21 protein-coding genes, 2 pseudogenes and 2 other annotated features are annotated in these 21,649 nt (G+C 34.2%); of the genes and pseudogenes, 21 read left to right on the forward strand and 2 right to left on the reverse strand.

Annotated elements, in window-relative coordinates:
- Positions 1-48: 48 nt before the first annotated feature.
- Both hitR and hitS read left to right on the forward strand, forming a co-directional pair.
- Positions 49-726, forward strand: coding sequence for an envelope stress response regulator transcription factor HitR (gene hitR, locus NLJ82_RS09685; RefSeq protein WP_000937026.1), 678 nt, complete (start codon positions 49-51; stop codon positions 724-726).
- Complete coding sequence (gene hitS / locus NLJ82_RS09690; RefSeq protein ID WP_001254316.1) at positions 723-1,796, forward strand: envelope stress sensor histidine kinase HitS; 1,074 nt, start codon at positions 723-725, stop codon at positions 1,794-1,796. Before hitR ends, hitS begins: the two co-directional genes overlap by 4 nt.
- Before the next feature lie 25 nt (positions 1,797-1,821).
- Here hitS and NLJ82_RS09695 read toward each other — a convergent pair.
- Positions 1,822-2,387, reverse strand: a pseudogene (locus NLJ82_RS09695) (DUF3139 domain-containing protein).
- A gap of 216 nt (positions 2,388-2,603) precedes the next feature.
- Between NLJ82_RS09695 and NLJ82_RS09700 the strand changes: the two are divergent.
- The 5 genes from NLJ82_RS09700 (at position 2,604) to NLJ82_RS09720 (ending at position 6,499) form a co-directional block, all read left to right on the forward strand.
- Positions 2,604-3,323, forward strand: coding sequence for a 3-ketoacyl-ACP reductase (locus NLJ82_RS09700; protein ID WP_000818985.1), 720 nt, complete (start codon positions 2,604-2,606; stop codon positions 3,321-3,323).
- Between the two features lie 147 nt (positions 3,324-3,470).
- Positions 3,471-4,142, forward strand: a complete 672-nt coding sequence (locus NLJ82_RS09705; protein WP_000061721.1) for an O-methyltransferase — start codon at positions 3,471-3,473, stop codon at positions 4,140-4,142.
- A gap of 132 nt (positions 4,143-4,274) precedes the next feature.
- Positions 4,275-5,147, forward strand: a complete 873-nt coding sequence (locus tag NLJ82_RS09710; RefSeq protein WP_001258508.1) for an aminoglycoside 6-adenylyltransferase — start codon at positions 4,275-4,277, stop codon at positions 5,145-5,147.
- Positions 5,148-5,264: 117 nt separating this feature from the next.
- On the forward strand, positions 5,265-6,092 hold the full coding sequence (locus tag NLJ82_RS09715) for a peptidoglycan-N-acetylglucosamine deacetylase (protein WP_000291220.1): 828 nt from the start codon (positions 5,265-5,267) through the stop codon (positions 6,090-6,092).
- A gap of 68 nt (positions 6,093-6,160) precedes the next feature.
- Positions 6,161-6,499 carry an SdpI family protein gene (locus NLJ82_RS09720; protein ID WP_000288317.1) on the forward strand — a complete coding sequence of 113 codons (339 nt, stop codon included), beginning with the start codon at positions 6,161-6,163 and terminating at the stop codon, positions 6,497-6,499.
- 47 nt (positions 6,500-6,546) lie between these two features.
- Here the strand turns inward: NLJ82_RS09720 and NLJ82_RS09725 are convergent, their stop codons facing one another.
- Positions 6,547-7,155 (reverse strand): NUDIX hydrolase, encoded by a 609-nt coding sequence (locus NLJ82_RS09725; RefSeq protein WP_000141390.1) that lies wholly within the window; start codon positions 7,153-7,155, stop codon positions 6,547-6,549.
- Positions 7,156-7,236: 81 nt separating this feature from the next.
- Here NLJ82_RS09725 and NLJ82_RS09730 point away from each other — a divergent pair, with 81 nt between their 5' ends.
- The 14 genes and pseudogenes from NLJ82_RS09730 (at position 7,237) to bcbE (ending at position 21,643) form a co-directional block, all read left to right on the forward strand.
- Complete coding sequence (locus tag NLJ82_RS09730; RefSeq protein ID WP_000510748.1) at positions 7,237-7,875, forward strand: pyridoxamine 5'-phosphate oxidase family protein; 639 nt, start codon at positions 7,237-7,239, stop codon at positions 7,873-7,875.
- A 236-nt stretch (positions 7,876-8,111) separates the two neighbouring features.
- Positions 8,112-8,343 (forward strand) — a binding site (T-box leader).
- Between the two features lie 114 nt (positions 8,344-8,457).
- Positions 8,458-8,689: a binding site (T-box leader), on the forward strand.
- 153 nt (positions 8,690-8,842) lie between these two features.
- On the forward strand, positions 8,843-10,138 hold the full coding sequence (locus tag NLJ82_RS09735) for a homoserine dehydrogenase (protein WP_001066918.1): 1,296 nt from the start codon (positions 8,843-8,845) through the stop codon (positions 10,136-10,138).
- Entirely contained in the window at positions 10,131-11,189 is a 1,059-nt protein-coding gene (gene thrC / locus NLJ82_RS09740) for a threonine synthase (protein ID WP_000276447.1), read from the forward strand. Before NLJ82_RS09735 ends, thrC begins: the two co-directional genes overlap by 8 nt.
- Positions 11,186-12,079, forward strand: coding sequence for a homoserine kinase (gene thrB / locus NLJ82_RS09745; protein ID WP_000612668.1), 894 nt, complete (start codon positions 11,186-11,188; stop codon positions 12,077-12,079). Before thrC ends, thrB begins: the two co-directional genes overlap by 4 nt.
- 113 nt (positions 12,080-12,192) lie before the next feature.
- A complete protein-coding gene (locus tag NLJ82_RS09750; RefSeq protein ID WP_000711908.1) occupies positions 12,193-12,402 on the forward strand; it encodes a DUF6366 family protein in 210 nt (69 codons plus the stop codon).
- 211 nt (positions 12,403-12,613) lie between these two features.
- The gene (locus NLJ82_RS09755; RefSeq protein ID WP_000738161.1) at positions 12,614-14,911 is read left to right on the forward strand and encodes a glycoside hydrolase; all 2,298 of its coding nucleotides are present in this window, start codon (positions 12,614-12,616) and stop codon (positions 14,909-14,911) included.
- Positions 14,912-15,116: 205 nt separating this feature from the next.
- Positions 15,117-16,118 carry an LCP family protein gene (locus NLJ82_RS09760; RefSeq protein WP_002163688.1) on the forward strand — a complete coding sequence of 334 codons (1,002 nt, stop codon included), beginning with the start codon at positions 15,117-15,119 and terminating at the stop codon, positions 16,116-16,118.
- Between the two features lie 69 nt (positions 16,119-16,187).
- Positions 16,188-16,652: pseudogene (locus tag NLJ82_RS09765) on the forward strand (sensor histidine kinase); the annotation flags it as partial.
- A 101-nt stretch (positions 16,653-16,753) separates the two neighbouring features.
- A complete protein-coding gene (locus NLJ82_RS09770; protein ID WP_000409387.1) occupies positions 16,754-17,575 on the forward strand; it encodes a peptidoglycan-N-acetylglucosamine deacetylase in 822 nt (273 codons plus the stop codon).
- A gap of 14 nt (positions 17,576-17,589) precedes the next feature.
- A complete protein-coding gene (locus NLJ82_RS09775) occupies positions 17,590-18,246 on the forward strand; it encodes a YkyA family protein (RefSeq protein ID WP_000873557.1) in 657 nt (218 codons plus the stop codon).
- A 159-nt stretch (positions 18,247-18,405) separates the two neighbouring features.
- Positions 18,406-19,086 (forward strand): MgtC/SapB family protein, encoded by a 681-nt coding sequence (locus NLJ82_RS09780; RefSeq protein WP_000119508.1) that lies wholly within the window; start codon positions 18,406-18,408, stop codon positions 19,084-19,086.
- A gap of 93 nt (positions 19,087-19,179) precedes the next feature.
- Entirely contained in the window at positions 19,180-19,704 is a 525-nt protein-coding gene (locus NLJ82_RS09785; protein WP_048556916.1) for a GNAT family N-acetyltransferase, read from the forward strand.
- Between the two features lie 266 nt (positions 19,705-19,970).
- A complete protein-coding gene (locus NLJ82_RS09790; RefSeq protein ID WP_000113545.1) occupies positions 19,971-20,177 on the forward strand; it encodes an alpha/beta-type small acid-soluble spore protein in 207 nt (68 codons plus the stop codon).
- A 236-nt stretch (positions 20,178-20,413) separates the two neighbouring features.
- Entirely contained in the window at positions 20,414-21,643 is a 1,230-nt protein-coding gene (gene bcbE, locus NLJ82_RS09795) for a bacillibactin exporter BcbE (RefSeq protein ID WP_041185213.1), read from the forward strand.
- Positions 21,644-21,649 lie beyond the last annotated feature (6 nt).

Below are 21,649 nucleotides of genomic sequence, written 5' to 3' on the forward strand. Positions count from 1 at the left end.
TTTTTAAAAGTTATATAAAAGATGCTACGTAGAAAGGAGAGGTTTTCTTTGCTACCAAAAATTTTAATAGTAGATGACGATCCACATATTAGAGAACTTGTTTCTGTATTTTTAGAGCGGGAAGGATTTCAAACATATGAAGCAATTGATGGTCTAGATGCACTTCAAAAAATAGATGAAGTGAAAGTTGATATGGTTATTCTTGATATCATGATGCCGAATATGGATGGATTTGATGTATGTTTTGAATTAAGGAAATACTATGATATTCCGATTTTGATGTTAACTGCTAAAGGAGAAACGTCTCAAAAAGTAAAAGGATTTCATCTTGGAACGGATGATTATCTTGTAAAACCATTTGATCCGATAGAACTAGTAGTGAGAGTTAAGGCGTTATTGAAACGTTACCAAATTACAGTATCGCAATCAATTCAAGTTGGAAATGTACTGTTAAATCGTAAAACATTTGAAGTTACAATTGGAGAACAAACAGTTACGTTACCACTAAAAGAATTCGAATTGCTCTTTACTTTAGGCTCTAAAACGGGGAGAACTTGTTCGAGAGAGCAATTAATTGAAGATGTATGGGGATATGATTTTGAAGGGAATGAGCGTACACTAGACGTTCATATAAATCGGTTACGTGAGAAGTTCCAAGAAGAGAAGTCGAAATTTAGTATTAAAACGATAAGAGGCTTAGGATATCGCTTAGAGGTAAGTAAATGAGAAGAAGAGAGCGAATGAATAAGGTGAAGATACTGAAAGTGATTGGAGCGGTACTAGCTCTCTTTTCTTTTCTCACAATAATTTGGTCTATAGCCTTTTATGTATCATCAAGTGTAATAAATGCTCTTGAAATACGAGTATCACCTTTTGTTACTTTTTTAATTAGTGATATGGTCGGCTTTGTATTTATTGTTCTTATTTGGGTGTTGATTGGAGTATTAATGAGACCGAAGCGAGAGGCGATGATTTGGACTATTATTGAACCGATAAAAAAAATTGCAAAAGGGGACTTCTCCGTAAAAATACGAAATGAAGAGAAATATAATGGAGAAATTGGTGTGCTCGTAAAAAGTATAAATGATATGACAGATGAACTAAATGCGATGGAGAAAATGCGCCAGGAATTTGTATCGAATGTTTCTCATGAAATACAGTCACCATTAACTTCTATAAAAGGATTTGCTAGAGCGCTACAAGATAACAATCTTTCCGAGGAAAAGAGAGAGCATTACCTGACCATTATTGAAACGGAAACGACGAGATTATCTAAACTAAGTCAAAATTTACTGAAGCTTACCCTTTTAGAGTCGGAAGAATATACACCAGAAAGAGTAACTTATCGATTAGATCAACAGTTAAAACAAATTGTATTAAATAGTGAACCGCTTTGGGCTGAGAAAGAAATTGAATTAGACCTTGATTTAGAAAAAGTGCATATAACTGCTGACCAAGAAAGTATGAGTCAAGTTTGGATTAATTTAATTCATAATAGTATTAAATTTACTCCAAGTAGCGGTACGATTTCAATCAAGCTAAAAGAATATGAGACATTAGTAGAAGTACGTATACGTGATACGGGAATTGGTATATCCGAAGAACAGAAGCAACATATTTTTGAGCGTTTTTATAAAGCAGACTCTTCACGAAATCGTGCTTATGGAGGGAGTGGCTTAGGTTTGGCTATCGTAAAAAAAGTACTCGACCTTCATCAAGGAGAAATAAAAGTCGAGAGTGAGGAAGGCAGTGGTACGGAATTTATTGTACGTATTCCGAATCATGAAGAGAAATAGTGTTAGAAGGGGGAACCTTCTAACACTATTTTTCTTTAAAAATACATTTCCCATTACTGCAACTATATTGATAAGCTTTTCCTTCATTATTCATACCGTATGAATAATCTGATTTTTTATCTTTCTTAAAGTCAACGCATGCTTCTGCACCGTTTTTATCATCATCTATATCAATGAAATGAACGTGTCGTATAGAATAATCCTTTTTTCACTTAAACCTCTTTCTTGTAAGTTCGTATGAATCCCTTGTATTAGTTGATCGAACAGTGACCAATTTAAATTAAGATGCTCAAATGATTCAGTATGTCTTCCTAAAATGCCATTGTCTCGTATTATTTTTTTATTATTATCGTATGTATAAGGGTATGTAAAATAAGGTTCGTCTTTATATACTACCTCTGCATAATAGTCGATATTATAAAGGTAAGTATATTTTCCGGTTATGCTTTGTATTTCTTTTTGCTTATATCCTTTTATAGTATGGAGATATTCGTTAGTTTCTTTTTCTATTACTTTATAATATAGTGGATTACCAAATATAAAGTACATAGCCAAAAATATGATACATAGTCCGACTGCAGTTAGTAGCAAGTATCATTTTTTTCTTTTCATACATAAACACTCTCCTGTGTGGAATTTATTTCTATTTTACATTAATTACGGAAAAAGTATGAGGATTATAAATAAAAACTTTTATAGTTACCTAGAAGTAACCTACGCACATGAAAGTGCATCATTGCCTTTTTACATAAACATAGATACAATTTTAATATAATACATAACAGAGATGATTAAGGAGTGTTATACTTGGCAGAATTATTACAAGGCAAAAATGCTTTAATTACAGGAGCAGGTAGAGGGATTGGTCGCGCTGTAGCGATCGCATTAGCGAAAGAGGGCGTAAATGTAGGTCTTTTAGCTCGCTCAGAAGAAAACTTAAAAGCTGTAGCGAAAGAAGTAGAAGCAGAAGGCGTAAAAGCAGTTATTGCGACTGCTGATGTTTCTTCATATGAAGAAGTGACTACTGCAATTGAGACGTTAAAAAACGGTTTAGGATCTATCGATATTTTAATTAATAACGCTGGTATTTCTAAGTTCGGTAAGTTTTTAGAACTAGACGTTGCTGATTGGGAAAAAATCATTCAAGTAAACTTAATGGGTGTATACTATGCAACTCGTGCAGCTTTACCAAGCATGATTGAACAACAATCTGGTGATATCATTAACATTTCATCTACAGCGGGACAAAAAGGTGCACCTGTAACAAGTGCATATAGTGCTTCTAAATTTGGTGTTCTTGGCTTAACAGAATCGTTAGCGATGGAAGTTCGTAAACATAATATTCGCGTAACAGCTTTAACACCAAGTACAGTAGCAACAGATATGGCTGTAGATTTAGGATTAACTGACGGAAATCCTGATAAAGTAATGCAAGCAGAAGATATTGCAGAGTTTATCGTAGCGCAGCTGAAATTAAATAAACGTACATTTATTAAATCAGCTGGACTTTGGTCTACTAATCCATAGGAATTAAATTTATATTTAAAAGAAGGGATATCTATTCTGTAAGGAGTAGATATCCCTTCTTTATATTTGTGTATAAAACAGAATTTTCGGTATAATCAAAAGTGAATGGTAGAAAAGCATTGAGAAATTGAAGGGGATGGTATTTCCATGAGTATGATTGAGAAGTGGACGGCTGTTGATCAATATATGAGTGATGTATTAATACCGAAAGATTCTACATTAGAAGAAGTTCTTCAAGAAAATGCTACAGCTAATTTACCGGCACATGACGTATCACCGACGCAAGATAAGTTTTTACAATTATTAGTACAAATTCAAGGAGCTCGAAATATTTTAGAGATTGGTACTCTAGGTGGATATAGCACCATATGGCTTGCAAGGGCATTGCCATATGGTGGTCGGATTGTTACATTGGAAGCGAGTGAAAAACATGCTGAAATTGCACGTAGCAATATTGAACGTGCCAATTTGACTGATAAAATTGAAATACGAGTAGGATTAGCTTTAGATTCTTTACAGCAAATAGAAAATGAGAAGTATGAACCATTTGACTTTATCTTTATAGACGCTGATAAACAAAATAATCCTGCTTATTTTGAATGGGCGCTGAAACTATCACGTCCAGGGACTGTAATTATTGGGGATAACGTAGTACGTGAAGGAGAAGTTATTGACAATACGAGTAATGACCCTCGCGTACAAGGAATACGTCGTTTCTATGAGCTAATAGCTGCTGAGCCGCGTGTAAGTGCTACAGCGCTTCAAACAGTCGGAAGTAAAGGGTACGATGGATTTGTAATGGCAGTCGTAAAAGAATAACGAAAGGAGATAAATAGAATGAAAAAGATGTTTGAAAAATTATAACATGTATCGTATACAACACAGTTAGCCCGTGGACCTCCAACATACTTAAAAATATAAGTTTATATAAAAATTGGAGGTTAGGAATAGATGAGAACTGAAAAAGAAATGTTAGACTTAATTATAAATACAGCAAAAGAGGATGAAAGAATTCGAGCTGTCATTATGAATGGATCGCGTGTAAATCCACATGTGAAAAGAGATTGTTTTCAAGACTTTGATATTATGTATGTTGTAAAAGATATACAATCCTTTACGTCTAATCATAATTGGATTCATAGGTTTGGAGAAATAATGATTGTACAAATGCCAGAAGAAATGTCATTAGTTCCACCAGATGGAGACGGGAAGTTTCCGTATTTAATGCAGTTCATGGATGGAAATCGGATTGATTTAACATTAGTTCCGGTTGATTTAATAAAAAAGTTCGTTGGACAAGATAGTTTAAGTAAATTACTTCTCGATAAAGAGAATTGTATGGAAGAATTCCCGCCAGCAAGCGATAAAGATTACTTAATAAAAAAGCCTACAGAAAAAGAGTTTTTAGGTTGCTGTAATGAATTTTGGTGGTGTAGTACGAATGTGGCAAAAGGGTTATGGCGAGAGGAACTTTCTTATGTGAAATGGATGCTTGATGGCCCAGTGCGAGATATGTTCATCATAATGCTAGAATGGCATATTGGTATGAAAACAGACTTTACAGTTAATGCAGGTAAATTTGGAAAGCATTTTGAGCAATATTTTGAAGGGGAAATGTGGGAGCAATTTAAACAGACATTTTCTAATGCAGAATATGAAAACATATGGGAATCATTCTTTGTCATGGGTGATTTATTTAGGGAAGTGGCGAATGAAATTGCTAACACATATGGGTATCGATATCCGCAAGATGATGATGATAAAGTGACGAACTATTTAAAACACGTGAAAGCTTTGCCGAAAGGTAGTACATCAATTTATTAATAATAGTAAGCAGTAAGACTGTCCAAATTACGGACAGTCTTATTTTTGTTTATGAATAACAATTTCTCTAACAAAGTGTAGAGGAATCACATATGAAATTTTAGGGAGGTTTTTATCATGTATTATTTTTATTCGCCACAAATGTTTGCTCCATATCAATGGGGACTAGAACGAGATGTTTCGTATGCTTATATGCCATATAACTCATTTTACTATGGAGACTATATAAACTCATTGCCATACGCATATATCCCTCAAAATTATGAAGTACAAATGAAAGCAGATGATCGTGGATCGTGGACGCCATTTTCTTGGGTTGAAAAATATGCGTACGCATTTTCAGGACCGTACAATAAAGCGGAAGTTGCTCTTACATTTGATGATGGACCGGATTTAGAATTCACGCCAAAAATATTAGATAAGTTAAAACAACATAATGTAAAAGCGACTTTTTTCCTGCTTGGTGAAAATGCTGAAAAGTTTCCAAATGTAGTAAAGCGTATTGCGAATGAAGGGCATGTAATTGGTAATCATACGTATAGCCATCCTAATTTAGCGAAAGTAAATGAGGGTGAGTACCGTAATCAAATTATAAAAACGGAAGAAATATTAAAACGTATAGCCGGCTATGCTCCTAAATTTATACGCCCGCCGTATGGTGAAATACTTGAAAATCAATTGAAGTGGGCAACTGAGCAAAATTTTATGATTGTACAGTGGAGTGTTGATACGGTTGATTGGAAAGGGGTAAGTGCTGATACGATTACAAATAATGTGTTAGGGAACTCATTCCCTGGTAGTATCATACTTCAACATTCAACTCCAGGTGGACATTTGCAAGGATCTGTAGAGGCGCTAGACAAAATGATTCCGCAGTTAAAAACGAAAGGAGCACGTTTTGTAACACTTCCAAGCATGTTTCAGACATCGAAAGAGCGAAAGTGAATGCGTTGTAGAATTGGAAAAAACAGGATTGCATCGTATAATGAAGCTGTTAGGAGGGGATATAATTGATGTATACACTAATAAACATAGGAATGAGTATTTTAATAGGTATTATATTTATACTAGCGGCAATTGTCCTTCAAAAAAATCCACCGACAGATATTAATGCGGCATATGGTTATCGTACGAAACGATCTATGAAAAATAAAGAATTATGGGATGCAGGTAATAGGTATAGCGCAGAAGTGATGAAACAAAATGGATTCATTATGATGTTGATAGGAAGTTTTATTAGTATACTGTTTAAATATCCCCATACAACGTTAGCGATAATGATCTTTATGCTAGTACTAATCATTCGCTTATTCATACGAGTAGAGAAAACGTTGAAGACACTTGAGCAATAATGAAAAATAGGACTCCCGACCGATATTAGTAGGGAGTCCCATTCTATTTACAAATCATTATTTTTTAGTAATTCTTTTCCTTGCTCTATAACAAATTCATAGTATGCAATATCATATGGATAAATATCTTCAAATGTTATCGTTATCGGCTTATTGTTTAAAACAGAAATAGCTGTAAAAGATGAAATCTCTCTTTTTAATAGCTGTAGAAAAGAAGTTGCATGTATTTTCATCACATCGTCTACTTCTTCACCCGGTGCGAATGGAAGTGGATCGATGACATTGTGAAAATACATATGGCAAAACTCGCGATCCGTAAGATTTGAAATTTCATAATCTATTTTAAAGATTCCTTTGTATGCTAAATCAGTAGTTTGAAAGGAAAGCCCCAATTCTTCTTCGATTTCACGAAGGCCACCAATTTGTACATCTTCATCATGCATAATATGTCCAGCGGAAGTAATATCCCATATAAGTGGAGCTTCTTTTTTATTTTTAGAGCGTAATTGGAAATATAAAAACATATCTGTATCATCTTTTTCTACAAACCAACAATGAAATGTTTCGTGCCAATCACCGTCACGGTGCACTTCATCACGTAATTTCTTCCCAAGTGTATTTCTTTCAGAATCAAATATCGTTAACCATTCTGTCATTTTAATTCCCCTTTCTGCAAATTTTATTATACAATAATCGTATTGAATTTTGGGAAAATAAAGAAAAAGGGGTCGTTATTAGTGGGAATAGAGAGTAAGGAAATAAAATCGATTATTTCAACTGAGGTAGAATTACGGGGAATATTAGGGAAACCCAGTGAGCGAGCTTTGAAAAAGGTTATTTCATCATTAGACCACCATTGCGTAGATTTTCTGTCTAAATCTCCTTTTCTAGTATTATCTACTGCAAATAAATTAGGAGAGTGTGACGCATCGCCGAGAGGAGATGCACCTGGATTTGTATACGTATTAAATCATAATAAAATTATCATTCCAGAAAGACCAGGCAATCGTCGTATAGACTCCATTTTGAATATTATTTCCAATCCACGTGTAGGACTAATCTTTTTCATCCCAGGCCTTGGGGAGACACTCAGAATAAATGGCCGAGCGTATATAACAAACGACGAAGAAATTTTGCAAAAAATGCAGGCAAATGGACGTAATCCGTTACTTGGAATTGTGGTTGAGGTAGAGGAATGCTATATCCATTGTGCAAAAGCTTTTATTCGTTCAAAAATGTGGGATCCAGAATCTTGGTTAAATAAAAAAGAGTTACCTTCAGCAGCAAAAATATTGCTGGAGCATGCGAAAGTGAATACTTCAGAAGAAGATGTTGCACGTTCTTTAGAAGAAAGTTATAGGGAAAGATTGTATTAAAAAATTATTTTTTAAATATAGTGTTGAGGTGTGAAACTTTAAACGTTTTAGAATGAGAATTTAATATCAATCTTGTTAGTTTGTAAGTGATGGATACATGTGCAAGAGTAGAAATCTATATTAGATGATTTGTTATTTTAAAATAAAATGATTCGTATTTTTAAAAATAATGAACAAAAATAGGCTTGCTTTTTAAAAAATTGATAACTATAATAAGTTAACAAATAGACATGAACGAAAAAGTAATGATAAGGACACGAAATCATTTTTACGGTTTACAGAGAGGGAAGTCAAGGGTGTGAGCTTCCTAACACGAGAAATGATTTTACCACCTTTGAACTTCAATAGTGAACGAGTAATCTAGTAATTATTGACGGTATCAGCCGTTATCTGAACTTGAGCAATCTAGGAGGAAATATGCCTGGATTGGAACAAGGGTGGAACCACGAAAACACATTCGTCCCTTTCCTAGGGATGAGTGTGTTTTTTTATGGATTACAGATTGAAAATTTAAAATAATTAAAAAATAGTATTGATTTTGTTTTTTATGCGAGTATAATGAGTTAACAAATAAACATGAACGAAAAAGTAACGATAAGGACACGAAATCATTTTTACGGTTTACAGAGAGGGAAGTCAAGGGTGTGAGCTTCCTAACACGAGAAATGGTTTTACCACCTTTGAACTTCAATAGTGAACGAGTAATCTAGTAATTATTGACGGTATCAGCCGTTATCTGAACTTGAGCAATCTAGGAGGAAATGCGTCTGGATTGGAACAAGGGTGGAACCACGAAGACACATTCGTCCCTTTCCTAGGGATGAGTGTGTTTTTTTATTACTTTGGAAGGAGGTGCTGTAACATGAAACGATTTGTACGTACGGAAATAACCACCACCTGCATGGTTAAAAAGCAGAGCAAGGTGATTGATAGGGATAAATAATAAAATTGTGGAGGAGATTAGAAGATGAATAACGTCATTAATGTTGGGGTATTAGGATTAGGTACGGTCGGAAGTGGTGTTGTCCATATTTTGAAAGAACATTATAAAAAAATTACACTTGATACAGGGTATGAAGTGAAGGTGAAGACAGTCGTCGTACGTGATGTAGAAAAAGAACGTGATGTTTGCATTGATGGAATTGTAGTAACAAGTCATGTCGATGAAGTTCTAAATGATTCAAATATTGATATTGTAGTAGAGGTAATGGGCGGAATTGAAGAAGCGAAGCAGCATATTGTTAAAGCTTTACGAAATAAGAAACATGTCGTAACAGCAAATAAAGATTTAATGGCTGTATACGGTGCAGAGCTTCTCCAACTGGCGAACGATAATGATTGTGAGCTATGTTATGAAGCAAGTGTAGCGGGTGGTATTCCAGTGTTAAGAGGATTAACAGACGGATTAGCTTCAGATCAAATTGAAAAAATAATGGGAATTGTAAATGGAACAACAAATTATATGTTAACAAAGATGAGTCAAAATGGATGGTCGTATGAAGAGGCTTTACAGGAAGCACAAAAATTAGGGTTCGCAGAATCAGATCCAACAGCGGATGTAGATGGGCTAGATGCGGCGAGAAAGGTAGCTATTCTTGCAAACTTAGGTTTTTCGATGAATGTTTCTTTAGATGATGTGCAAGTAAGAGGGATTCGAAAGGTAGAAAAAGAAGATTTACAAATGGCTGAAAAGTTAGGATTTACTATGAAATTAATTGGGAAAGCAGAGAAACAAGGATCAGCCATTCATTTAAGTGTAGAACCTACTCTATTACCAAATCATCATCCATTGTCGAATGTAAATAATGAATTTAATGCGGTATATGTTCACGGTCAAGCAGTAGGAGAAGTAATGTTTTACGGACCTGGAGCTGGGAAGTTACCGACTGGTTCTGCTGTAGTAAGTGATATTATTTCAATCGTTAAAAATATGAATCAAGTTCAGAAAAATAAAAGTGTGTTAAAAGAACCGGAACCGTATGAATTACAAGGAGATGAAGAAGTCGTTTCGAAATATTTCTTACGTATCTCATTACGAGATGAACCTGGGATGTTGCAAAAAATAACAGAATGTTTCGTTAATTATTCCGTAAGTTTAAAAGAAGTGATTCAATTACCTTTAAATCGTGAACTTGCAGAAGTCGTTGTTGTGACACATCAAACTTCAAAGTATCAATTCGAACGAGTTTTAGGAGCGATAGAAGATGTCGCAAGTGAAATAAACAGTTACTACATTATTGAGGAGGAAAAACAATATGTATAAAGGACTATTAAACGAATATGCTTCTTATTTACCGGTAAATGAAAACACACCTGATGTGAGCTTAATGGAAGGAAATACACCCCTTATTCCGTTATTAAATATATCAAAACAATTAGGGATTCAGTTATATGGTAAGTACGAAGGAGCGAATCCGACAGGTTCCTTTAAAGATCGTGGTATGGTAATGGCAGTCGCAAAGGCGAAAGAAGACGGTTCGGAGGCCATTATTTGCGCATCGACAGGCAATACATCAGCATCGGCTGCCGCATACGCGGCACGCCTTGGAATGAAATGTATTATCGTAATACCGGAAGGAAAGATTGCACATGGAAAATTAGCGCAAGCAGTTGCCTATGGTGCTGAAATCATTTCAATAGAAGGAAATTTTGATGATGCACTAAAGGCTGTAAGAAATATTGCTGCAGAAGAGCCAATCACATTAGTTAACTCGGTAAATCCTTATCGAATTGAAGGGCAAAAAACAGCAGCATTTGAAATTTGTGACCAATTGCAAAGTGCACCAGATGTTTTAGCGATTCCTGTTGGGAATGCTGGGAATATTACAGCGTACTGGAAGGGTTTCTGTGAATATGAGAAAGAAAAAGGATATAAGAAGCCAAGAATTCATGGATTTGAAGCGGAAGGAGCAGCTGCTATTGTAAAAGGGCATGTAATTGACGAGCCAGAAACAATTGCAACAGCGATTCGCATCGGTAACCCAGCAAGTTGGTCATATGCAGTAGAGGCTGCTGAGCAATCTCACGGTGAAATAGATATGGTATCAGATGAAGAAATTTTACATGCGTATAGATTATTAGCAAAATCGGAAGGGGTTTTCGCTGAGCCAGGATCAAATGCTTCATTAGCTGGCGTAATGAAACATGTTCAATCTGGAAAAATCAAAAAAGGAGAAACAGTTGTTGCAGTTTTAACTGGAAACGGCTTGAAAGATCCTGATATCGCAATCTCTGCTAATACATTAGATATTGCAAGTGTTTCAAATAATATAGAACAAATTAAAGAGCATATTAAAGGGGTGATTATGTCGTGATACCATTAAGTATTCGTGTTCCTGCTAGTACAGCGAATGTTGGACCTGGATTCGATTCAGTAGGAATAGCTTTGTCATTATATTTACATGTAGTAGTTAAAGAAAAAGCTGATAAATGGCAAGTAATCCATTCCTTTGAAGATTCAATTCCGACAGACGATAAAAATTTAATTGTTAGCACGGCATGTAAAGTATGTCCTTCTTTATCACCCTATATAATAGAAGTTACTAGTAACATTCCGCTAACAAGAGGTCTAGGAAGTAGTGCATCAGCAATTGTAGCTGGGATAGAGCTTGCGAATCAACTCGGAAAATTGAACTTAACGACTGATCAAAGAGTTCAAATTGCTACAAATTTTGAAGGTCATCCTGATAATGTTGCTGCTTCTATATTAGGAGGAACTGTAATCGGAGCACTTGATGGGAAGAATGTTTCGGTTGTAAGAATTGAAAGTAAGGAATTAGGTGTTATTTCTCTTATTCCAAATGAAGAGCTAAATACAGATGAAAGTCGATCTGTATTACCAGATGTATTCCCGTTTCATGAAGCTGTTAAGGCTAGTGCAATAAGTAATGTATTAGTAGCTGCTTTATGTCAAAAGAAATGGAAAGTTGTAGGCGAAATGATGGAAAGGGATCATTTTCACGAGCCGTATCGTTTAGAGCTTGTACCGTTATTACCATCTATTCGTAAATGTGCAAAAGAATTCGGTGCATACGGTACAGCGCTTAGCGGTGCAGGACCATCTATTTTTATATTAACGCCGTATGAGAAACGTCAAGAAATTGCTGAGCAATTAGCGAGAGTATTTACGTCTATGAAAGTGTGTGAGCTAGAAATTGATCATAGAGGGATTACTGTAAATAAAGAAGAACATATTGGATTATAAAGAAAGCTAGTATCGCTAGCTTTCTTTATGTTGTAAATATGTTTGCATATAAAAGAAAAATATGAATGTATAATTTAGTAAAGAGTATATTAACTTGGAGGTGAACGGATCATATGAAGAAAGAGTTACCGGAAGAAAAAAGAGAACGTATAAGGCAAAGTGAATTGAAAAACAATTCTACCGGTTCTTTACATGATGGGCTCAACAGAGCTGAAACGGGTAGTCCAGTTGATATGGCGGGTGGTATGAATTGGAAAGGTACAGCGATAGTAATTTTAGTGCTAGTTTTAGCGTATGTTATATACACTTATTTTTTTAGTTAAGAAATGCATGTTAAAGCTTTGAATGATTTGCTTTTATAATTAGTGAGGATGAAAAAACACGGTTATTGTACTATATATATTAAGCAGATTATAGTTGCCCATATATATTTATTTTTAATCCCAAAAATAGAGCTAGCATTATGCTGGTTCTATTTTTTTGCCACATTCCTGTAACAAAGCCTCTGTATATTCAGTGGTGGAGGTGCAGAAGATGAAAAAAATGATAGCAATATGTCTTCTTACAACGATGTCATTTTCGACTTTAGTCGGGTGTGATGTAAAAGGTAGCAATACTGTTCAAGAGTCTAAAATAAAGAAAGCAACGTATAAAGAATTTACTTATGATGTCAATCCAGAGACTTTCACGTTAATTGTAGAACATGATGGCGTAAAGGAACTGGCATCACAGCCCTTGCCGAAAATGAAGGTGTTGAATGTAAAAAAAGAAAAGGATCGTACATCTTGGGAATATCCAGATCAAAAAGTAAAAGTGAGTCTAGAGAAGAAAAAAGATCACTTAAATATTGAAGTAGAATCGACTGGTGCAGAAAGCTTTACTTGGCCGAAAGTACAAGCTGAAAATTATACACTTCCGTTATGGGAAGGGAAGCAAATTTCGAGTAATGATGAAAATTGGAAGAAGTTTTTAAAGGATGATGCATATTCATTTGCTGAATCATTTTCTATGAAGTTTTTCGCATTAAATGGTTTGAAATATTCAATTGTATATATCGCGAACAATATGTTTAATAATGAGGTGAAATTTCATTCGGATCCGAAAATCGGGTTTGATTTTATACATGAATTTCCGCGTATAAATAAAAATAAAACATATGGATTTCAAGTATATGTGACAAATAATGATGTAGTAAGTATTGCTAAACTGTATAAAGACAATATCGCTCGAAAAGGTGAATTTAAAACATTAAAAGAAAAGGCTAGAAAAAATAAAGAGATAGAAAAGCTTTACGGTGCAGCTCATTTTTATTTTTGGAATCAAAATGGCTTATCAGAAAGTAATGTAAATTGGCCAAGGCTAAGAGAGAAAATAAATAGCCCTTTGTTTAGCCATATAAAAGAGCTTATTCAAAAATATAGTTCAGAGCCTGGGGAATTGAATGTATTAGATCAAGTAAGTAAACAAGATTTCATTGATAAGTATCAAAAAAATGTTATTTTACGTTATATAAACGAAGTGTTATCAATGAAAGAATTTTATAAAGATGATATTTTTCAAAACGTTAATCAGGAAGCTAGTGTGCTATTAAAGAAAGGTGTAGGTCACTTAACGAATACAGAATTGTATAGCTTAAATAAGCATTTATTAAAGTCGCTACTTGGTGATGCGGTTGAAGAGGTAAGTAAATGGGGTAATGCAGATGGAACGGACATACTAAAGGAAATGAAAGAGGCAGGAATAGAAAAAGCGTGGATTGGTCTGCCAAACTGGGAACAAGGATTTATGCAACCTAATTTCGTGACAGAAGCTAAGGAAATGGGGTATTTAGTTGGTCCGTATGACTCATATCATTCCATTCACGAAAAAAGTGATAAAAATTGGAACACAGCATCCTTTAATGACCCATCATTATACGAAGAGGCTACTGTAACGAAGAAAAATGGAGAAAAGGTGCAAGGGTTTTTAGGTAGAGGGCGAAAATTAAATCCAACTTTATCTCTTCCTAGTGTAAAAGAACGAATGAACGATATATTACAAAATGGACCTAAATATAATTCATGGTTTATTGATTGTGATGCGACAGGTGAAATTTACGATGACTATTCAGCGAAACATATAACGACACAAGAGCAAGATTTAAAAGCACGTTTAAAACGAATGGACTACATTGCGCAAGAAAAGGGTATGGTCGTTGGTTCTGAAGGCGGAAATGATTTTGCTAGTAGTACGATTGCATTTGCTCATGGTATTGAAACGCCTGTAATTAAATGGGACGATGAAGATATGAGGAAAAATAAAACAAGTCCGTATTATGTAGGTGGATATTGGTCACCGAATCAAAATGTTCCAGAAAAATATGCGAAACAAGTACCGTTAAAAGAAGAGTATAAACAAGTATATTTAAATCCTGCATATTCAGTACCATTATATAAATTAGTATACAATGATTCTGTAATTACAACGCACCACTGGGAATGGGGAAGCTTGAAAGTAAAAGATGAGGTTAGAAACCGTATGTTATACGAATTATTGTATAACGTTCCTCCGTTGTACCATTTAGATAAAGTAGAGTGGAATAAGCATAAACAAGAAATTACGCAGTACCTGAAAGTTTGGAATGAAGTTCATGAAAAGGCAGTAAAAGAAGAAATGACGAACTTTGCATATTTGTCAGAAGATAAGTTAGTACAATCAGCTTCGTATGGAAAAAATATTGAAATTATTGTGAATTTCTCAAATGAAGAGATAGAAATACAAAAGACGAAAATAAAAGCAAAATCAGCTTTCATTATTAATAATGGAAAGCAAACTATGTATACACCAAACTAATAAAATTATAATATATGAATTTAAAAAATAATTTTATATAAATAGTGACTTGCCAAAAATAAGCACGAGAGTATAATGTGAAATGGAGTACATATTGGATTTGCGCAGTAACCTTACAAAATTGTAAGGTAATTGAAAGGAAATTCAATATGAAGGTTAATAGACTTGCATTATAATTGGGAAAGAGAAAGAGAGGCGAATGGATATGAGCTCTGAATTAGAACAGAATACGAGAAGCAGTAAAAAACGTTCTAAAAGAAAATCAATAAAATGGTTCATTATAATTCCATTGTTCTTACTTATTTTTGGTGGAGTAGGATATGGATCGTTAATATATAATAAAGCAAAAGCAGTAGTAAGTGATGCATATGCACAAATTGATAAATCATCGAAGCGTGATAAAGAAGTTGAACCTTTAAAGGATAACATTTCAATTCTAATTATGGGTGTTGATGGTAGTGAAATGAGAAAAAGCCAATACGGAGAAGCTGTTCGAACAGATGCACTTTTATTAGCAACAATTAATAAAGATGATAAATCAGTTAAATTAGTAAGTATTCCGCGTGATTCACGTGTATATATTCCATCTAGAAAGAAATTAGATAAAATTACACATGCACACGTATTTGGTGGTGTTGAAAGTACACGCGATACAGTGGAAAGATTTTTAAATGTTCCTGTTGATTATTATGTGAAGTTTAACTTTGAATCATTCGTACAAATTGTCGATTCACTTGGTGGTATTGATATTGATGTACCAGTTACTTTCACTGAACAAGATAGTAAAGACCAAGCAGGTATGATTCATTTAGAGAAAGGCTACCAACATTTAAATGGAGAACAAGCACTTGCGCTTGCAAGAACGCGTAAAATTGACAGTGATGCAATGCGTGGTCAAAGACAACAACTTGTAATTGAAGCAATTGCTAAAAAAGCGATGTCTGTTCAATCTATTAGCAAAATGGGCTCTTTACTTGATGCGGTTGATAAAAATATGAAAACGAACTTAACTTTCGATGATATGCTTGCTATTACGAAAAATATGGCAGGTTCTAATTTGGAAATGGAAAAAATGCAAGTGGAAGGTACGGATAAACGTATCGGAGGCATTTATTATTACATTCCAAATGAAAAAAATGTGAAAGATATTTCGAAAAAATTAAATGAACATTTAGGTGTAACACCAAAGCCAGTTCGAAATGAATAATAAAAAAAGATTGGCCTTTGCCAATCTTTTTTTATCGAGATGGATTTGTAACTTTTCTGTAACGATTTTTTATACTTAAATCATTTCAATTTATATAAACAAAAGGTGCAATTATACGATATACTAGAGGAGAAGATTTGGCAATTAACTCCTAATGCTGAAGAGAAGCAAATGCAATTCATCAAAACTATAGAAAGAATCGAATTGATAGGAGATCGAAATAGACTAAAGCAAATTTTCTTGAATATTGTTTAAAATGCCATTAAATATTCACATAAAAATGGTAAAGTATATATTGAAGTGACTAAAAATAAAGGACAAGCAGTGATAAAGGTGAAAGACGAAGGGATTGGAATTGCTAAAGAGCATTTACTGTATATAGAACAGTCATTTTACCAGATTAATAATTATGCTACAGGTGCGGGTCTTGGTTTAGCCATCGTTAAAAAAATGGTGGAGCTTCATGGAGGTACAATAAATATTATAAGTAAAGAAGGAATAGGAACGACCATTTTGATAAAACTCCCATTATAATACATATATAGGTCTGTTTATATAGTGTAATAAAATAAATAGATGTATAATTATATTGGGTGATTTATATATAAGATTAATAGGGAGAGGAATTCGATAGAATGGAAAAAGCTTTTAAAATTAAACGAGTAGTATTCGTTTTAATAGCGATTGCAGCAGTAGCTATTGGGTATTTCATGTTTCAATCCATTACTTCACCAGCAAAGGCTGTTGCAAAACAAGAAAATGTAGTACAACTCGCAAGTGAACAACCGAAAGTAGAAATGAATAAAACGGCACCAAGTCGTTTTAATGGCAAGGAAAGAAAAGTTGCTTATCTTACATTTGATGATGGCCCGGGGAAATATACGGCTGAATTATTAAATACGTTAAAACAACATGATGCGAAGGCGACATTCTTTTTAATTGGAGCGAATGTAAAAGAGTTTCCAGATTTAGTGAAACGAGAAAATGCAGAAGGTCATTATGTAGGAATGCATAGTATGACGCATAATTTTGCAAAGTTATATAAAAATGGCGAGTATGTAAATGAGATGAAAGAAGATCAAAGCTTAATCGCCAATATTATTGGGAAATCACCTAAATTAACACGTCCACCATACGGTTCAATGCCTGGATTAAATGAAAGTCTTCGAAATAAAGTGGTAGAGGGCGGCTTTAAAGTGTGGGATTGGACAATTGATTCATTAGATTGGAAATATAATAAAATGCAAGTTGATGCAGCTGCAGCACAAATTGCTCAAAATGTATTAACAAATGCAACAAAACCACAAGAAGTCATTTTAATGCATGATATTCATCCGCAATCAGTTGCTGCTGTGCCAGCAATTTTAAAAGGGTTAAAAGAAAAGGGTTATGAGTTTGAAGCTTATCATGAAGAGAGTCACTTCCCAGTGAATTTCTGGCATGATAACCGTATGTAATGGAGGAATGAACGTTGAAGTATGGAAAAGTAGCAGTAGTTGGAGCACTATCAGTAGGACTATTAACAGGTTGTTTCGGTGAAAAACCAGAAGAAAACCTATATACAGCTTTTGAAACAGCGGCGACACAAGAGAAATCATTAGTTGATGAAGCGAAAAAATTAGAGAAGTTAGAGAAGGAAGGCCAAGAACTATATTCTCAAATTTTACAAGAAGGTAAAGATCATAATGACGCTGTTATGAAGAAAATAGAGCAGGCTACTGCCAATGTAGATAATCGTGAAAAAGCTTTGAAAAATGAGAAAGAAATGCTAGAAAAAGCTCAGAAAGAAACGAAATCTGTTCAAGGAAATATAGAGAAGCTTGAAGATAAAAAGTTACAAAAACAAGCGAAAGCAGTAGAAGAGTCGTATAAAAATCGTTATGATGCATTCCAAAAGATGAATGAAAATTATACGAAGGCGTTAGCGACCGAAAAAGAATTGTATGAAAAATTAAAAGTAAAAGAAACGAAATTAAAAGAGATTGGTGAAAAAGTTAAGGCTGTTAATGAATTAACTATGGAAGCACAAAAATCAAAAGAGCAATTTAACAATTTTACAAAAGAGTATAATGACAGTAAATTAGCATTCTACAAAGATGCAGAGATTAAGATTAAAGATAAGAAATAAAGAAGAGTTTTAAGCGTAATAAAAAGCCGGAGAAACATCGTCACAAATGTTTTTTCGGTTTTTTACGTTAAATGAATAGAAAAGACTGGAATTGATATCATAAAAGAGTTATAGTGAATTATTCCAAGGGAAACATTGTAAAGTAAGGAGACTGGAAATATGTCATATGAATTTTTACTCAAATTAGGTTTAGCACTCTTTTTAGGATTATTCATCGGGATAGATAGGCAGCTAAAGAATAAACCACTTGGTGTGAAAACAAGTATGGTTATTTCTGTAGCAAGTTGTTTAATTACGATGGTTTCAATTGAATCTGTACATGTATATTCTGTTCCAGGGCATACAAATATGGATCCCATGCGTTTAGCTGCTCAAATTGTGAGTGGAATTGGTTTTCTTGGAGCAGGTGTTATTTTACGAAGAAGTAATGACGTTATTTCTGGATTAACGACCGCCTCTATGGTGTGGGCTGCTTCAGCTTTAGGTATTGCGATTGGAGCAGGATTTTATTTACAAGCGACGGTTGCTATGATTTTAATTATTTTAGCAATTAATGTACTTCCGCAACTTGTGAAAATTGCAGGACCGTATTCATTAAGACAAAAGGACTTGTCTATTAAAATTACTGTAAAAGAGCATCATGAGTTAGATGGTATATTTAAGCAGATTAAAAATTTAGGAATGCATGTAAAACGCGTGAAGATTAAAGATATAGATAGTGGAGCATTTCAGCAATTAGAGATGGTTATTTTAGCTCCAGAAGATTTATATACAACTGAGTTATATAGCTCACTAAAAGAGATAGATCGTGTTGTTTCAGTTGAAGTGGAAAGTAGATAATTGTAACAAAAAAGAGTGAAGTGAATTCACTCTTTTTTGTTTGGATTTTTAAGGAAGTAAATTGATATAATGATGAGTAAACGAGGGGGAGAAATGATGGAAATACATATTAGAAGAGCGATAAAAGATGATATACCAGGTATAGCAAAGGTCCACGCTGATAGTTGGAAAACGACATATCAAGGCATATTCCCTAACGAGATTTTAGAAAATATAACATATGAGAAACGGGAAAAACAATGGGAAAACATTTTTCAAAAAGAAAGTAACCATCAATTTAGATTTGTAGCAGAGACGTTAAATGGAGAAATAGTTGGATTCATCGATGGAGGAGCAGAAAGAACTGGTACATATAATTGTGATGGAGAATTATATGCGATTTACCTTTTACAAGAGTATCAAGGCATGAAAATAGGACAAAAGTTATTTCAAGCTTTACTATCTGAATGTACAAACAATAATATGCAATCACTTTTAGTATGGGTTGTTACGAATAACCCTTCTAAAACGTTTTATGAAAAGTTTAATCCAGAAAAAATTGATACAAAATTTTTAGAAAGATTACAGGTGGAAGAGACAGCGTATTGTTGGAAAGATATTAATAATATTATTATGTAAAGTGTATGTTTGAAAGAGGTATACCAATTAAAGTATACCTTTTTTGTTTCACTCGAATGGTTTGGACATAATGCGAAAGATATATGAAAAGAAGAAATGAAAGTACTAACAAATAGAAATTTAGAAGTAGTAACTTCTTAGTATAAAATGATGTAAGAGTCTCTCATTGTAGAGACTCTTTTTTAAAAATAAAAATAACCAAAAATTACCATGTATTTAAATTAATATTTAACACAATTTATATATAAATAAGGAGGTGATTGGTAATGGCTAGAAATCGTAATTCTAATCAATTAGCATCACATGGAGCACAAGCGGCTTTAGATCAAATGAAATATGAAATTGCACAAGAGTTTGGTGTACAACTTGGCGCTGATACTTCTTCACGTGCAAACGGTTCTGTAGGCGGTGAAATTACAAAACGCCTTGTAGCGATGGCAGAACAACAACTTGGTGGCGGATATACTCGCTAATTGTAGAAGGTTATAGGAGAAAGGAAGGATTCTTCCTTTCTTTTTTTTTCAATTAATTGGTATGGATATATTGTGAACTGGATTCAAAGAATAGGAATAATACTATATTTTCCCCAATTTCTTTTGTTGTGAATGGGAAGTAGTAAAAATGTAATAGCCCTGGTGGAATGAAAAGTTACGTTCCAGCAGGGCTATTATATGGTAAGAAATATATGATGAAAGGTTTCGAAGCCAACATGTTAAAAAAAGAAAACTTTTGTTTGATTGCGCTTGCATCAGTTCCACTTGTTATGACATTAGGGAATTCAATGCTCATTCCAATTCTGCCGACTATTGAAAAGAAATTACATATTTCATCGTTTCAAGTATCCATGATTATTACCATTTATTCTATCGTAGCCATTCTACTTATACCGATTGCTGGTTATTTATCAGATAGATGGGGACGAAAGATGGTAATGGTTCCGAGTTTGCTGATTGCGGCTATAGGAGGAGCGATAACTGGTTGGGTATCTTGGAAAGTTGATAATCCCTACACTTGGATATTGATCGGTAGAGCGATTCAAGGTATTGGTGCTGCTGGTGCAATGCCAGTTGTTATACCGTGTGTTGGTGATTTATACAAAGATGAAAAACAAGTTAGTACAGGTTTAGGAATCATCGAAACATCCAATACATTTGGGAAAGTGTTGAGCCCTATTTTAGGGTCTGCTCTGGCTGCCATTGTATGGTTCTTGCCGTTTTGGGCGATTCCAGTTTTATGCGTAGTATCAATTGTTTTATTACTTGTTCTAGTAAAGGCAAAGAAACAAGAAGGAGAAGTACCACCGCTTAAAGAGTTTATAAAATCAATTCTTGCTACGTTTCGAGAAAAAGGAAGATGGTTAATTGCCATTTTTGCATTAGGTGCAATTATTATGCTTATTTTATTCGGAATTCTCTTTTATTTGTCAACTATATTGGAATCAAAGTATGACATTCATGGTATTTGGAAAGGGTGTGTACTTGCAATCCCGTTACTTGTACTGTCACTTAGTTCATATATGGCTGGCAAAAAAATTGGAGATAACCAAAATGTGATGAAGAAGTGTATTTACATTGGTTTTTTAATGGCTGCTGCATCAGTCATCATTCCTTTATTTATAAAAGGAATTTATTTACTACTTCTTTGTCTCGTTATTATGGGGGTAGGAATTGGTATGGCACTCCCATGTTTAGATGCTCTCATTACACAAGGAATTGAAAAGGAGCAAAGGGGGACGGTTACGTCATTTTATAGTTCTATGCGATTTATCGGTGTAGCAGCTGGACCACCTCTATACTCTTTTTTCATGAAAGGTGCTGACCATGAAGTGTTTTATGTAACAAGTATTCTCGCTGGGATTGGTGCTGCTATAGCAATCATTTGGATTAAACCAGCAAAAGATGCAAAGAACGTAAAAAAGAAACCAGAACCTACTTCATAATTTGTA

Source organism: Bacillus paranthracis, assembly GCF_024296885.1.
Taxonomy (GTDB): Bacteria; Bacillota; Bacilli; order Bacillales; family Bacillaceae_G; genus Bacillus_A; species Bacillus_A paranthracis.

Bases quoted from the DNA above. Each gene is read 5' to 3' on its own strand.
- NLJ82_RS09750 (WP_000711908.1), top strand. From the start codon at position 12,193: ATGAAGAAAGAGTTACCGGAAGAAAAAAGAGAACGTATAAGGCAAAGT.
- NLJ82_RS09725 (WP_000141390.1), bottom strand. From the start codon at position 7,155: ATGACAGAATGGTTAACGATATTTGATTCTGAAAGAAATACACTTGGG.
- NLJ82_RS09780 (WP_000119508.1), top strand. From the start codon at position 18,406: ATGTCATATGAATTTTTACTCAAATTAGGTTTAGCACTCTTTTTAGGA.
- NLJ82_RS09755 (WP_000738161.1), top strand. From the start codon at position 12,614: ATGAAAAAAATGATAGCAATATGTCTTCTTACAACGATGTCATTTTCG.
- thrC (WP_000276447.1), top strand. From the start codon at position 10,131: ATGTATAAAGGACTATTAAACGAATATGCTTCTTATTTACCGGTAAAT.
- NLJ82_RS09720 (WP_000288317.1), top strand. From the start codon at position 6,161: ATGTATACACTAATAAACATAGGAATGAGTATTTTAATAGGTATTATA.
- NLJ82_RS09790 (WP_000113545.1), top strand. From the start codon at position 19,971: ATGGCTAGAAATCGTAATTCTAATCAATTAGCATCACATGGAGCACAA.
- NLJ82_RS09705 (WP_000061721.1), top strand. From the start codon at position 3,471: ATGAGTATGATTGAGAAGTGGACGGCTGTTGATCAATATATGAGTGAT.
- NLJ82_RS09770 (WP_000409387.1), top strand. From the start codon at position 16,754: ATGGAAAAAGCTTTTAAAATTAAACGAGTAGTATTCGTTTTAATAGCG.
- NLJ82_RS09760 (WP_002163688.1), top strand. From the start codon at position 15,117: ATGAGCTCTGAATTAGAACAGAATACGAGAAGCAGTAAAAAACGTTCT.
- NLJ82_RS09785 (WP_048556916.1), top strand. From the start codon at position 19,180: ATGATGGAAATACATATTAGAAGAGCGATAAAAGATGATATACCAGGT.
- bcbE (WP_041185213.1), top strand. From the start codon at position 20,414: ATGTTAAAAAAAGAAAACTTTTGTTTGATTGCGCTTGCATCAGTTCCA.
- NLJ82_RS09715 (WP_000291220.1), top strand. From the start codon at position 5,265: ATGTATTATTTTTATTCGCCACAAATGTTTGCTCCATATCAATGGGGA.
- hitS (WP_001254316.1), top strand. From the start codon at position 723: ATGAGAAGAAGAGAGCGAATGAATAAGGTGAAGATACTGAAAGTGATT.
- NLJ82_RS09735 (WP_001066918.1), top strand. From the start codon at position 8,843: ATGAATAACGTCATTAATGTTGGGGTATTAGGATTAGGTACGGTCGGA.
- NLJ82_RS09710 (WP_001258508.1), top strand. From the start codon at position 4,275: ATGAGAACTGAAAAAGAAATGTTAGACTTAATTATAAATACAGCAAAA.